12 protein-coding genes are annotated in these 13,467 nt (G+C 51.9%); all 12 read left to right on the forward strand.

From position 1 onward, the window contains the following. The first annotated feature begins 37 nt into the window (after positions 1 to 37). Complete coding sequence (locus KDC22_RS17585; RefSeq protein ID WP_211719842.1) at positions 38 to 943, forward strand: DUF6005 family protein; 906 nt, start codon at positions 38 to 40, stop codon at positions 941 to 943. Continuing rightward, the gene (locus KDC22_RS17590; protein WP_211719843.1) at positions 906 to 2,279 is read left to right on the forward strand and encodes a glycosyltransferase family 4 protein; all 1,374 of its coding nucleotides are present in this window, start codon (positions 906 to 908) and stop codon (positions 2,277 to 2,279) included. Before KDC22_RS17585 ends, KDC22_RS17590 begins: the two co-directional genes overlap by 38 nt. Then, positions 2,266 to 4,062, forward strand: a complete 1,797-nt coding sequence (locus KDC22_RS17595; RefSeq protein ID WP_211719844.1) for an ABC transporter ATP-binding protein — start codon at positions 2,266 to 2,268, stop codon at positions 4,060 to 4,062. Before KDC22_RS17590 ends, KDC22_RS17595 begins: the two co-directional genes overlap by 14 nt. Next, positions 4,059 to 5,603 (forward strand): class I adenylate-forming enzyme family protein, encoded by a 1,545-nt coding sequence (locus KDC22_RS17600; RefSeq protein WP_173137105.1) that lies wholly within the window; start codon positions 4,059 to 4,061, stop codon positions 5,601 to 5,603. Before KDC22_RS17595 ends, KDC22_RS17600 begins: the two co-directional genes overlap by 4 nt. Beyond that, positions 5,587 to 5,844: an acyl carrier protein gene (locus KDC22_RS17605; protein ID WP_173137103.1), complete on the forward strand. Its 258-nt coding sequence runs from the start codon at positions 5,587 to 5,589 to the stop codon at positions 5,842 to 5,844. Before KDC22_RS17600 ends, KDC22_RS17605 begins: the two co-directional genes overlap by 17 nt. After that, complete coding sequence (locus tag KDC22_RS17610) at positions 5,841 to 6,983, forward strand: phenylacetate--CoA ligase family protein (protein ID WP_173137101.1); 1,143 nt, start codon at positions 5,841 to 5,843, stop codon at positions 6,981 to 6,983. Before KDC22_RS17605 ends, KDC22_RS17610 begins: the two co-directional genes overlap by 4 nt. Positions 6,984 to 6,987: 4 nt before the next feature. After that, on the forward strand, positions 6,988 to 7,980 hold the full coding sequence (locus KDC22_RS17615) for a hypothetical protein (RefSeq protein ID WP_173137099.1): 993 nt from the start codon (positions 6,988 to 6,990) through the stop codon (positions 7,978 to 7,980). Between the two features lie 28 nt (positions 7,981 to 8,008). Next, entirely contained in the window at positions 8,009 to 8,839 is an 831-nt protein-coding gene (locus KDC22_RS17620) for a sugar phosphate isomerase/epimerase family protein (RefSeq protein WP_301953205.1), read from the forward strand. Beyond that, positions 8,836 to 10,122 carry an ATP-grasp domain-containing protein gene (locus KDC22_RS17625; protein ID WP_173137097.1) on the forward strand — a complete coding sequence of 429 codons (1,287 nt, stop codon included), beginning with the start codon at positions 8,836 to 8,838 and terminating at the stop codon, positions 10,120 to 10,122. Before KDC22_RS17620 ends, KDC22_RS17625 begins: the two co-directional genes overlap by 4 nt. After that, positions 10,119 to 11,390: a type III PLP-dependent enzyme domain-containing protein gene (locus KDC22_RS17630; RefSeq protein ID WP_173137095.1), complete on the forward strand. Its 1,272-nt coding sequence runs from the start codon at positions 10,119 to 10,121 to the stop codon at positions 11,388 to 11,390. Before KDC22_RS17625 ends, KDC22_RS17630 begins: the two co-directional genes overlap by 4 nt. 31 nt (positions 11,391 to 11,421) lie before the next feature. After that, the gene (locus KDC22_RS17635) at positions 11,422 to 12,474 is read left to right on the forward strand and encodes a hypothetical protein (RefSeq protein ID WP_211719845.1); all 1,053 of its coding nucleotides are present in this window, start codon (positions 11,422 to 11,424) and stop codon (positions 12,472 to 12,474) included. 531 nt (positions 12,475 to 13,005) lie between these two features. Beyond that, positions 13,006 to 13,461, forward strand: coding sequence for a sigma-70 family RNA polymerase sigma factor (locus KDC22_RS17640; protein ID WP_246552722.1), 456 nt, complete (start codon positions 13,006 to 13,008; stop codon positions 13,459 to 13,461). The last annotated feature ends 6 nt before the right edge of the window (positions 13,462 to 13,467 follow it).

The raw sequence follows: 13,467 nt of genomic DNA on the forward strand, positions 1-13,467 counted from the left end.
GCAAGCCCATTGCTTTCTGAACGGACTCGGTTATGGCTTGGAGCAAGCCGGATGGGATGATCGGCCGCTCTATATCGGTGCTTGGGACGCGCCATTCAGCGTTACGGAGGACGGCAAGCTGACCTATTTCTCATCGGACATCACACCGTCCGAATATTTGCGGCTGTTCACCCGCCTGTACGGGGAAGGGGCCATGGAGTGGTATGATTACGGGGCCGAAAAGCTCGTCAATCTGAAGAAGTTTCTGGAGGTCCTGCGGCGTAATCCGGATCTTCCTGTTTTGGTACAGCTCGACCTGTTTCATATGCCCTATCAAAAAAGAACGTTTCAAACCATGCATCAGCCCCATTTTGTCATCGTACACGGAATGCGGGGCGATCAATTCGTGGTATACGACCGCTATTTTGAATGGGAAGGGTTAGTGGCCACGAGCCATGTACACGATGCTTTTCTGAGCAATGAGCTGGGCGGGGGACTGCTGCTTCATCCTGAATGGCTCCATGCGCCGGACGCTCACGAGGTGGCGAGAATCTTCGAGGATACGATAGAGACCGATCCGGGTGAACGATCGCTAACCGGCATGGTGAGGCGGAGGATTATGCAGACGGTGGAGTCGCCCGATATGTATCCGCCCGGGGCCTTGAAGGATGCTGTATCCCAGCTCGGCATCCTCGCCAAACGCAAATACAGCTACGGGCTGCTGTATCAATATTTTTCGGAAGCGCTTAATCAAGGTACTGAGCTGTATCAGGAGCAGCTGGAAGGATTCATAAGAATGTGGAGTACGCTCGCATACCTGGCGATCCGTACGTCCATGCCGGGACGAACCGGGGAAATCGGACTGCTGGTGGATAAGGTGGAGCAGCTGCACAGGACGGAGCAACAGCTGAAGGAGGAATTGATCGATGTCTATCATCGCTGGAAACCTCGATTTGCATGCTGAGTGCAGACCTAGGGTGGGCTGCTTCGACGGCCATTCCCCCCGGTTGAACGAACGGGTGATTGATGACCAATGGACAGGGTATCTGGCTGAATATACGGAGCTCATCCGCATTCCGCCGGTACGCTTTGCCAAGATCTTCGGGGGGTCGCTTCGCCAGTTCTCCAAGCAGCCGATGTCTTCGCTTCCGCAAGCATCGGAGCGGCTGGCCCGATTATGCGAGGAATACGGAATCGATACGCTTTATGTGAACGCTCCTTATTTCATGCCTTTCTTGATGCTGGTTCGGAGCTTCGCCAAGCTTCCGCTTCGCTTCATGGTTATTGCCCATTCCGTCGCATCCGCCCGTTGGCTGACAACCTGGCTGTCCTGTGCGCCTTGGATTACAGAACAGGATGTGCTGCTTGCCAGTACAGAATCTTGCAGACAGGCGCTGGTTAATCTCTCACCCCGGTATGCGCATGCCCATAAGATCACGTTATGCATCGACACCTTGCTAGCTGCGGAGCCGGTTCGGCCGCTTGCCGGTAAACGTCTGTTATCCATCGGCCGGCTGGAAGAGGTAAAGAACATTCATGTGCTCTTAGAGGCTATGGCGGAAATAAAGCAGCGTGTCCCGGACACTGTATTGACGATTGCCGGAGAATATACGGGGTCCTTGCATGAAGCGGACCGGTATAAAGAACGGCTTGAAGCCATCGTAGCGGAATATAGACTGGAGCAAACCGTGGAGTTTACAGGTCCCGTCCACGGGAGTGAGAAAGACCGCCTGTTCCGGGAATCCAGGCTTCTGGTCAACCTCTCCACCGATCCGGGAGAGACGTTTGGCTTCAACCTCCTGGAAGCGAAAGCCTACGGTCTTCCTGTGGTCTGCACCAACTGGGACGGTTTCCGGGAGCTGCTTGTTGACGGCGAGGACGGTTCCTTCGTCCAGGTAGATTGGTCCGGTGAACATCCGAAGATAGATCTGGACGGGCTGGTTCGCAGCTGCACCGAGGTTCTGCTGGATGAGAAGCTTCACGACACTCTCTCGCAAGGAGCGCGGCGTGGCGCTCTAATGTACGACTATCGAACCATCATGCCGCAGATCAGGAGGCTCCTGAATGCTCCCCTTGGACAGATAGCGGGTGAGGCGGAGGAGACCGCCCTGCTGGAATCTCCTATGAGAACGCTGAACGAAATTTATCATTGCAGCTTATTGGAAGCAACAGGCTGTTTGAGTGAATCATCGCTGTCGGTTCTGGATTGGCAGCCGCAGGGTGACACGGAGGAATGGATGCGCAGGGTGAAGCCGCTTATTCAACATTTTGCCGGGAGGAACAATCATGCACACGTTTAAACTGTTCCGACGTCTTGCTCCCTACGTGAAGATCAAATGGAATTTAACCTTGATCGCTTATGTTTGCACGTTCCTGCAATTGGGACTCGTCATGCTTCAGCCCTTAATCTTCGCCTATCTGATCGACCACGTGCTGATTGGCGGAAACCGTAAGCTGATTGTCCCGTTGCTTAGCCTTTCCTTGGGAATAGGTGTTCTCTCCATCGTATTCCTGTTTATCCGGGTAGGTCTGTTCCGCTATCTGGGCATCTGTAATATGCTGGATATCCGGAACGAGCTGTTGAAGCATGTCCGGCAGATCCCCATTCCGGAAATTCAGAAGGAAGGACCCGGGAAATTCTCGGCCTTGCTCGGGATGGATACAGCTACGATGGGAAATTTCCTCAACCACATCCTGGTCGAGATTACCTCACAGCTGTTTATGATGCTGATATCCCTCGGAATCCTGTACTATATGGACTGGCGGCTTGGCATCGTTGCAACGCTTAGCATCCCCTTCCTCTTATGGGTGCCAGGGCTGTTCCGCAACCCTGTGGCGCGTTATTCGTCCGCCGTTCGAACCCATAATGAAGAGATCGGAACCTATCTCTATGAAGCGATCGAAAGTTCGCAAGAAATCCGGGCTTTAGGACTAGAGGGATGGGAGCGGAAGCGGAATGAAACGATGTACAAGGGGCTGGTGAAGGCCAGCACCCGGGAAACGCTGTATGCCGTTATGTCGTTTCAAATCAGTGGTTTCGTGATTAGCCTGATCCTGGCTGCCATCTATTGGATCGGCAGTTATCAGGTGCTCCACCAAATGTTGACCGTTGGAATGATGGTTGCTTCCGTAACCTATCTGCAAAACGCTCTGAATCCGGTACAGCAGATTAATAACTTTTTCAGAGAGCTTCAAGGCGCGGAAGTTGCAATGGGCAGAATCGAGCAATTTATCCAGACCCCGATCGATCCCTATTCGGAAAACGAGAGGAAGCAGGTTTCGCCTGCAAGTGAGCCTCAGCTTGAAGCAACGCCGTCCGATATCGAAGTGTGCAGTCTGCGCGTCGGGTACGGTGGAACGGAAATCTTGAAGGATCTATCACTGTCGCTGTCTCCGGGCAAGATTTATGCTTTCGTCGGGCGAAGCGGTTCTGGGAAATCCACCCTTTTCCGGGCACTTATTGGGATGATGCCCGTTCTCGAAGGTGAAATTCGAATCGGCGGACAGAATCTGGAGGAGATGACCCGCAGCGCGATCAGCCGCAAGGTTGGCATCGTGTTCCAGGAGCCTTACTTGTTCCGGGGCACCCTTATGGAAAATATTGCTGTCGGGAAGCTGGACGCGACGGAGGAGATGGTCATGCAAGCAGCCCTGAATGCGCGGCTCGGATCTCTGCTGGATCAACTGCCGGAAGGACTCAACACGAAGATTGACCACAGAGGCTTCCAGCTATCTGGCGGACAGCGGCAGAGGCTGGCTATTGCGCGTGTCCTCTTGCACAATCCCGATATTCTTATCCTGGATGAACCGACCTCCGCCTTGGACCAGCTTACGGAGATTGAACTCATGGATTCTATACGCCAAGTCATGGCGGGCAAGACGGTTCTGGTAGCCACCCATCGCCTGCAAACCATTATGAACGCAGATCGTATTCTGGTGTTGGAGAACGGTTGTCTGGTGGCGGAAGGCGGCCACGAAGAGCTCATGAATCAATCGGCTGAGTATTATGCTATGGCATCGACCTTCGAGCGCGATACATCTGTGGCCGGACAGGCATCTCATAAAGAGGGGGTTCTGGCATGAATGGCACAGGCACCCTCAGGGAATTGTTTCAACGTGCACGAAGGCATGACCGGGGAATCACTTATGCGGCACGAAGCGGCGAGTCCGATTGGACAAGCTATGCGGAACTCGGAAACCGCATGGACCTTCTCGCTGAACGGCTGAAGCAGGAGCAGCTGCGTCCGAATTTTATCGGGGCCGTCTGGATGGCTCCGACGCCGGAGTGTCTGGCTGTCATCGGGGCAGTCATTTTGGCGGGAGGCATTCCGCTCCCCATCCACAGCTACATGCCAGAACAGGACATGCTTCGCCTCATCCGCAAATTTGAACCCGAAGCTGTGTTCGTCTCTGAAGAGAAGCTTCCAATCCTCGCGGAATGGAACATACAAGGGGAAGAGTTGCCATTCTACCTGTATGGAGGTATGGCAAGCGGACCGATTGCAGGAATCAGCGCCGCTCCGCGGCCGGTACGCCGGTACACGCCGCCAGAGGCCGTGCGTATGATATTCCTCTCCTCCGGTTCGACGGGAGAGCCGAAGGGGATCATGCTGAGCGACCACAACATGCTGTCCAATGTGGACGCAATCCTGGACTACACGACGCTGTGCGACGAGGACATCGTTCTGCTCTCGAAGTCACTGGGGTATTGCTCGACCATTGTTGGGGAATGGTTTGCCGCCATGGCCTCTGGAGCCAATCTTGTTCTAAGCGGGGGCTTCGTGCATCCCTTCGAGATGATCCAGTGCGTCCGTACGAACAAGGTGACCTTCTTATGCACTGTGCCGTCTGCGATCCTGCCTCTAATCCATTCCGCCAAATGGGCGGCGGAGGATCTGCTCACGCTCCGGCAGTTGCTCATTGTCGGCGGCCCGATGCCTGACGTCATGCTGCTTCGTTTGGCTGACCGTCTGCCTCACGTGCGGCTGACGCCTTCCTATGGACTGACCGAAGCCTCTCCGCGCGTCTCGTATTTGCCCTACACTCAGTTGAGGACGAAACCGCAATCCGCCGGGATACCCATTAACGGCGTCGAGCTGGCCATCGTTCAGGACGGAAGGGAGGCGGCAACAGGGCAGAGTGGAGAGGTGGTCGTTCGAGGGCCGAATGTAATGATCGGCTATTATGACGATCCGGATCGCACCCGCGAGATACTAGGCCCCCTCGGCCTGCATACCCGGGATACCGGATATCTGGACGAGGATGGATATTTGCACTTGACCGGGCGAACCGACAACGCTCTCCTTGTCGGGGGACACACGATATACCCGGAAGCGGTCGAAAGCGTCCTATTAAGCTTTCCTGGGGTGCCAGACGCTGCCGTGTCGGCCGTAGAAGACCTTCAATGGGGACATCGTCTGATTGCCGTGGTCGTATCCGATGTTTCCACAGAGCCTGTCAAGAGCCCGGAGCTTCATGCCTGGTGCGTAAAGCGGCTATCCCCGGCCTTGCGTCCCAGGGAATTCCGCTTCGTTACGGCTCTGCCCAGAACAGCCAGCGGAAAGCTGGACCGCAAAGCCCTGAAATCTATGGTGAAGGAGGAAGAGCATGTCCATAGAGCATGAAGAACTATTCTTTAAGGTGAGAGAAACGATAGCCGTTGTGGCCAAGAGGCTAACAAGCGAGGTCGAGCTGGACCATACTTTGGTAGATGATCTGGGAATCGACTCCATTCAAATACTGGAGCTTCTGTCGGCTCTGGAGGATACATTCGGCTTTGAGCTGGATGTGGACGATATTCGCCCGGAATCGTTCCGAAGCGTCCAGGCCGTATTGCATTTTGTAGAACGCAAGGTGGCTTCATGAAAGTGTTCACCCCGGGCCATTTGCAAGAGCTGACCGACGAATTGCGCCGGACGTACCCGTTTTATAACCCTTATACGGACGTTGATTTCCATCAGCTGCCGATTACAAACAAACACTTGATCGCAGGCAACCGCGCCCTTTTCGAACATCCCGATGCAAGGCGGGTGATCGAATCGTTCACCTCGGGAACTACCGGAGTGCCGTTCCGCTGCGTGAAAACCCCGGAGGAGATATGGGGACTCTCGCTGACCCTGTATAAGCATAGAAAAAAGTGGGGGCTGCCGTCCAGGCACCGGATGCTGCTGCTGAGCAACCGTCTGCTGGCAGAGCCCAGGTCCCTTAGACATTATGCAGAACGGATGATCAGGGAAGATCCTCATTTCATCCAGGGGAGAGCTTCCGCTCTCTGCGCGTTGGCCGAATATATGCGTGACGGGGGATATTCGTTGCCGTCTTCCCTCCTGTTTACCCAGAACTGGGGCGAAACGCTGCATGGCTCCCAGAAAGAACGGATCGAGGAGGTGTTCCGCGTTCCATGCGTAGACTATTACGGTTTGGAAGAGTTCTGGTGTATCGCGTTCGCAGGCCAGAGCGGCCAACTGGAAATCGATGAGTCCGCTGTATATGTGGAAATTATCGATTCGGCCTCCGGACTCCATGTAGAGGAGGGGGAATTCGGCGAAGTGTTGGTCACCTCGCTGATCATGAGGAGTTTGCCTTATGTCCGTTACCGGACAGGGGATATCGGAAGTATTCGCAGGGACCCTGAAACCGGCCGTCTCCTTCTTCAACTGCTTCCCGTTCGAACATCCCAGATTCGGCTGCCTGGAGCGCAGGTGCATTCCGCCGTCTTCCGGTATTTGGACAAGTTTTTTTGGGAGCTTGCTGCAGCCAGAGGAGTCCGCCAATTTCAGATCGTGCAGAATACATTCACCTCTTTTTCCGTCCGGCTGGCGACTGAAGCCTCGCCAAGCGAGTTCGAGGACGTGCAGACCAGGCTATCCGCTTTTCTTCACCAAGCGGCGGGCAAGCCGGTGAAATTGTCCCTAGAAACCGTCTCAAGGCTCGAAGCCGATCCTGTCAGCGGCAAAATACCGTCCTTTGTTTGCCGTATTTCCTCAAATGAAGAAGGAGAATGAAGAGATGACGTCTCATACGGATACGCCGGATGCCAAGCCGGAAATGATGAAGCTGGCGGCGATGGAATGTGCAGCTTCCTGCATCTTGACCCACTTATACCGGTCCGGGGCTAACCCTGATCTGTTTCTGCTGGATTACTGGAATGTCAATTATGTATCGCGCATTATTACGGCGAGCCAGCATGTGCGATTGAACAAAAGCTTACCCTTTCTGTACGGCATCCATCTGGTTTACAAGGGAACTGGACCTGAAGCGCTAAAGCAGTCTGTTCAGTCAGGGAACCGTGCGGTAGTGAAATGCCGCCCATCCGATCTGGATTTTTTCCCTCCCAATATGCTGAGCATGGCGGAGAGTGGATTCGAGCATTATATCCTCGCAGATAGCTTCGATGAAGCGCGTAACGCCTTCAGAGTATTCGATCCCATTGTCGGTTTCAACGGATTCCTGACCGGAGAAGAGCTTATGCGGGCATCGGCGGAGCCGGAAGAGGAGGAAATCATTTTCTACGAGCTTCAGCCGGATCAAGAAGGGAAGATGTTCGAGTCTCCCGACAAGCGTGATATCTTCGCCTATGCAGCCAAGCGAAACTACGAAATGTATGTCCGTTCTCAATATAGTTCGGGTACCGCCGCATTGGACAGCTTTGCCCGGGATTTGCAGGCATCTCTAGCTTTAAGCCCGGAACAAACCTCGAACTGGTTGAACCAGAACTCGATCGCCATTGCTTCCATAACCAAGCTCCGATCTTCCATATGGAATAGCTTTGCCCAGCTGGGCGTGATGGACAAGGGGCAGGCGCTGGAAGGGACGAACCGAATCAGCGGGATCGTGAAGTTATGGACGACACTGAATTTCTTGCTTGTGAAATACCGCAAGCACATCGGGGACGAAGCGCTGCTGCGCTCGGCTCTTGCCAGGCTGCGGGAAATTCGGGATGCGGAGCTTCAATTCCTGGCCTGGATGAATGGAATAGGCGGTGATCTGACTGCGGTATAATCTATGCACGATTTCTTTTCGACACGAGCTGGTATCCTTCCGGGAGCTATTCCGTTATGCTCTTGATACGGGCTTCAACGGTATAGAACTGTGGGGCGTGCATGCCAAGGCTTTGCTTCGCCAACGGGGAAAGGAGCTGGGAGGTATGCTGGACGAAATGTTCAGCTACGGGCTCGAAATTAACATGCTGAGCGATTATATCCCTCTCATGGGGAATATCCCAATGGACGTTCTGCTTAAGGAATGGCAGGAAACCGTACAGGCGGCCAAAGCGTTCCACACAGATAAGCTGAGGATTTTCGCCGGAAACCTGGGCAGTCAATCTCTTGATGAGAAGGACTGGGAGCTTTGCACCGAACGTCTAAATATCCTTTGCGCCGTAGCAGAGAGGGAAGGGGTCTATACAGTGGTTGAGACTCATCCGGGAACCGCTGCCGACGGCTTAGATTCCACACTTCAACTGCTCAGGCAAACCGGCCACCCTGCCTTGAAGCTGAATTTGGACTTTCTGCACATTTGGGAATCGGGCGCTGATCCCCTTGCCGCCTACGAACGCTTGAAGCCATGGATTGTCAATATCCATCTGAAGAATGTGGAATCCCGGCAATGGCTCGAAGTATTCTCTCCTAACAATATATATTCTCCGAGCGGCAGCCGCAGAGGTATCGTACCCTTGGCCGATGGAGAAATGGACTGCCAAGCCATAATGAAGCGCCTTATCTTGGACCCTACCCGAGCCCCGGTATCTCTGGAATGGTTCGGAGCCATACCCTTTAAAATCTTAAAGTCGGAGCTAGGCTGGCTTAATGGGCTGGAGTCCGATCTCAAGCTGGAGAAAGTGAAGGTGACGGGATCATGAATAACGCACCTTATGTGGAGCATCTGACCGGAACGCGCGCACCGAAGCTCTGGTACTCCAATATTAATTGGGAACAAGGAAGAGCCGCGCAAGAGATTCGCTTACCCCATATTAACAATGCGTCCGGAGATCGGCTCGTATCGCAAATGGATCTCTACCAAATTTATTTGGCTGACCGGGATGATCTTGTTCTCCTTAAAAAGGCTCCGGATCCTGAATTCCTATCTTATTTGGAAGAAGAGAAGATAGCCATACCATCAATCGCGATTGGCGCACGGTCTGAATATACGGGTGAGTTTTGCAACCGGATTGCTGTTCCTTACTTGATGGACGAGCAGGAGGAGCAGTTTCTCAAGGAAAACGGAGGGAGATGGATCGGCCCGCCAGCCCGATTGTCCGTGGAACTGAACAGCAAGATCGCAACGCGTAAATTATGCGAAGAAATCGGCTTTCCAGTCAGCGACGGTAGGATATGCGAGGGGCTTGACGCGATCCGCCGTACTTGCGCCGAGTTGGAGGGACGGCATCCTGGAGCCCGGCTGGTTGTAAAAACCGCTTACGGTTCTTCCGGTAAAGCGCTGTTCCATATCCATCGAGGCTCGGATTTGGTGACGCTGCTTGGATATTTAAAGAGGCAGATCTCCCGGGGAGGCGGGCAACCCGTTGTGACGGTGGAACGCTGGCATCAGGTCGAGCGCCATCTGACGGCACAACTCTGGCTGGGGGGAACCGATTGCGAGATCCTGGCTATGACCGAGCAGAGGATTACAGATGCAGGAGTTTACAGGGGGAGCCGTCTGCACCCGGACCTGCCTGAATCCTTGATGGCGGCTTATACCGAACAGCTGCAACAGCTGGGTAAATCTTTACATTCCCGGGGCTACGAGGGTTTCATCGGGGTAGACTCCATACTGGATGAAGACGGAACTTTAATACCGGTTATTGAGATCAACGCCCGTCTTACCATGGTCACGTATTTGCTAAAGATTCGCAAGCACTTGCTCGAACGCGGGTTTCCTAGAATGGAGACTCAATCCTATGATTTCAAGCTCCACCCTGGTGCCAAATTTGCAGAATTTGCCGAAAAGGTGACATCGATAAGGATCTCTGCCGAACAAGGCGGGGCATTCGTGTATGGTTTCCACCATGATAGGGAATCGGCAGACCGTATCTTACCTTGCAGGGTCTCGACTCTGAGCTGGGGTGTGGACGATGAAGCTGAGAAGCTTGCCCGTCAAGGGCTGGAGGAAGCAATCATGGAATGGAGGGGAGCTGTCGTATGACTATGGTTTCACAACGACTGTCTAATCAGCAGGAAGTGAGCCAACCCTTTTGGCTAGAAGCAGTCGAGCAGTTTGGATCACCCGTTTATGTATATGACGAGGGAAAGCTGGCCTCCGATTATTTTTCGCTGCGAGACGCTTTACCCAAGGATGTGACGCTATATTATTCCATGAAAGTCAACCCCAATCCGGAGGTATGTCGTCTCATCAACAGCTGGGGTTCGCCGATCGAAGTCGCATCGGTTGGGGAATATGAGATTGCCCGCTCTAACGGGGTAAATCCGAACAGCATCGTGTTTACCGGACCGGGCAAAAGTGCGGACGAGATTCATCATGTGCTTCGCCATGGGATCTACGCGATTAATGCGGAGTCCATCCCGGAGCTATTCGTCATTCACGATGAAGCTGTTGCGCTTGGTATTGCCGCTCCCGTTATGTTAAGGGTCAATTTGTCTACTGGAGCCAAAGGCTCGCGTATGTCATCGGTCGGACTTGCCTCCCAGTTTGGCATCGACGACAGTGAAATTAATGAAGCGGTGCAAACCGCCATTACCCTTGAAGGGCTAGAGCTGATCGGATTGCATACGTACCAGGGCACGCAAAATTTTCACCTCGACTTTTATCGGGAGAGCGTGCCGATGATGTTCGGTCTCACCCGGCAGGTGCAAAACCAATTCGGCCTGCAGCTTCGATGCTTAGGGCTCGGCGGCGGTTTCGGCGTTCCCATGTTTGAAGGCGATGAGCCGTTTCCTGTCGAAGCTTTCGGGGCGTATCTTGCCGGGGAGTTAGAGCGCAACCGGGATCTGGAATTGGAAATGGTATTCGTAGAATCAGGGCGACGAATTGCCGCAACTATGGGGATTTATGCGGTCAGAGTGCTGTACACCAAGCTCTCCAAAGGCAAAGCCTTCGCCATTGTCGATGGGGGAACCCACCATCGGGCTTTTTCAAGCCTGATGGGACGAAGTTTCAAGCAGCCTCTGCCTCTTCAGCTTTGGAAGGCGGGGGAGCGCAAGCTATACGAATCCGGTGAAGGGGAAGGTCGAATCTCCTACAATGTTTGCGGTAAATTGTGCACTCCCGCAGATGTGCTGCAAGGCAGCGTCATGCTCCCCCCTCTAGAGCCGGGGGATTGGATCGCGTTTCCCCATGTGGGGGCATATGGCTTAACCTGCGGCAATGTTCATTTTCTGTCTCATGCTCTTCCGAAGGAAGTTATTCTTCGCCCTGACGGTACGTTAAATGATGTGAGCTGGCTATCAACCTAAATAAGTGAGTTCATCATAGGGAGTTGATCATGTGACGCCTACCCATCGGATTTTTCCTTATAATGACATATGGCTTGATTGCGTCAATAATAACTTGATGTCGATTCTCATTAGTCATCATTCATCGTTCGAGAAGCTGCCTCTGACTTTTAAAACGCAGTACTGGAAAAAAATCATCAACCAGACATTCCCCGAAGACAATTTTGAAAGCTTGCTTCATCAAGGATTAATGCTGCCGAAAGTTCAATATAACACGGAACAGCTCTATCATTATCTTCGCTTTGAGGATCAGCTTCTTGAGCAATCTGATATACCTTTCCTGGATGAGATGATTCAAAGCGCTTTAGACAAGAAGAAATATGTCTTTTTCGATGTGGACCGCTTTTTTTATTCCAGTGGAAGAGAATCCGGAAAAATACATTTTATCCATCCGACATTTATTCATGGAAAATGTGCGAGTGGGGATGCATACACAGTAATTGAAGATTGTTTATCTCCAGGGCGAATGCACGATTATCAAACTCCACTTGAAGTCATTATGGAATCTACCCAATATCTAATGACAAGCGGCAAAAAAGTCAGATTCATAATGGTTTCTGTGCATGAAGGATCGATAAGGAATTTTAACCATGAATTTTCAGTACCGGACTCGTTTATCTCAGAACTCAGAAGCAATCTATTGGATGATAAAGTCGTTTTTCTTGAGCAATATGGTCTTAATTATCAGTTGGGACTAAAAGCGTTGACCGATTATGTAGAGGAATTCGAAGAGCTTGTAGGTAATTTGAACGATACTAGCATATTTGCCTTGAGAAGCAGTTCTTTTGCACAGAATCATAAGAAGAATAACAGGCTTTTTAAGTTACTAGAGGATAAATCGTCCCATACAAATCTCTATAAGAAGTTAGCAGAACAAAGCGTGGAACTAAGTCATTTATGGGAAATTTATAGAACGACAGTTATTAAAATGATCGTATCTAATCGTGTTCATGATCAAGCTATCGTAAAACTCGAAGAGATTGTGAAGAAAGAATATAACATGGTCCAGACGATGAAAATGGCAACTGAGGTTAGTAACTCTTAGAAAAAAGGCCGCCAATTGGCCAATGTCATTAAGTTAGGCTCAGAGACAAGATTATGAATAGAGAATGAATCCGAAACGGCATGGGAAAAATAATGAAGAAAAATAGGTAAAGCAAACAAGCGGATAGAAAATCCGCTTGTTTGCTGTCGGGAATGGGATAAGGTTCTTGTCATTTATGACATCTTGTTCTTGTCAACCAACAGGTGATGTCAGTGGACAAGAACATAGTACTATTGCCGATTTGATAAACATCTAATTTAAATTCCAACTTCTAGCTCGCTCGCGCCATCGACTACCGGGGGATCGAACGGGGAAAGGACTTGTGAGTTCTCCAATACCCGTACCGGGCTGGAAGAACTGCTTCAGTGGATGAAGGAGCTTCAGCAGGAACACGCCAAGAGTGACGTACTCTTTGGCACCCGTGCTTGCCGCTTGCGGGTGGTCACTTGATCGGTTAGTTCCAGAATAATGTTACATTAATTAAATCCAAACCCCCGAGTTAGCTGTCTATATAACAGGAGGTGAACGACAATGATCGATGCACAGCAACAAATCAACGCCGCACTAAACGGAGATCACGATGCCTTCGTTTCTCTTGTAAAGGATCGAACGGATAAGCTGCACCGAGTGGCTCGCCATTATGTACGGGAGTCCAAAGATGCAGAGGATATCGTTCAGGATGCCCTGCTTAAGGCTTATGAGTCACTGCAAACGCTGCAGCAAGCCGAAGCGTTTGAGAGCTGGCTTACCAGAATTGTGGTGAATCGGGCGCTCAATCATTTGGAGAAATCCAAGCGTGTTCACCTGAGCGAAGACCCGCAGGCGCAAGAGCCATTGGTCGTTAATGATATCGATCAAACCCTGGATCTGGAGCGTGCATTGGCCAGTCTGAATCCGAAGCTGCGTCAGCTCCTGTTCTTAAAATATAAGAAGGACCGCTGCAGCAAGCCGAAGCGTTTGAGAGCTGGCTTACCAGAATTGTGGTGAATCGGG

Source organism: Paenibacillus tritici, assembly GCF_018207515.1.
In the GTDB taxonomy this organism is placed as follows: domain Bacteria; phylum Bacillota; class Bacilli; order Paenibacillales; family Paenibacillaceae; genus Paenibacillus_AQ; species Paenibacillus_AQ tritici.

Bases quoted from the DNA above. Each gene is read 5' to 3' on its own strand.
- KDC22_RS17590 (WP_211719843.1), top strand. From the start codon at position 906: ATGTCTATCATCGCTGGAAACCTCGATTTGCATGCTGAGTGCAGACCT.
- KDC22_RS17595 (WP_211719844.1), top strand. From the start codon at position 2,266: ATGCACACGTTTAAACTGTTCCGACGTCTTGCTCCCTACGTGAAGATC.
- KDC22_RS17600 (WP_173137105.1), top strand. From the start codon at position 4,059: ATGAATGGCACAGGCACCCTCAGGGAATTGTTTCAACGTGCACGAAGG.
- KDC22_RS17605 (WP_173137103.1), top strand. From the start codon at position 5,587: ATGTCCATAGAGCATGAAGAACTATTCTTTAAGGTGAGAGAAACGATA.
- KDC22_RS17610 (WP_173137101.1), top strand. From the start codon at position 5,841: ATGAAAGTGTTCACCCCGGGCCATTTGCAAGAGCTGACCGACGAATTG.
- KDC22_RS17615 (WP_173137099.1), top strand. From the start codon at position 6,988: ATGACGTCTCATACGGATACGCCGGATGCCAAGCCGGAAATGATGAAG.
- KDC22_RS17625 (WP_173137097.1), top strand. From the start codon at position 8,836: ATGAATAACGCACCTTATGTGGAGCATCTGACCGGAACGCGCGCACCG.
- KDC22_RS17630 (WP_173137095.1), top strand. From the start codon at position 10,119: ATGACTATGGTTTCACAACGACTGTCTAATCAGCAGGAAGTGAGCCAA.
- KDC22_RS17640 (WP_246552722.1), top strand. From the start codon at position 13,006: ATGATCGATGCACAGCAACAAATCAACGCCGCACTAAACGGAGATCAC.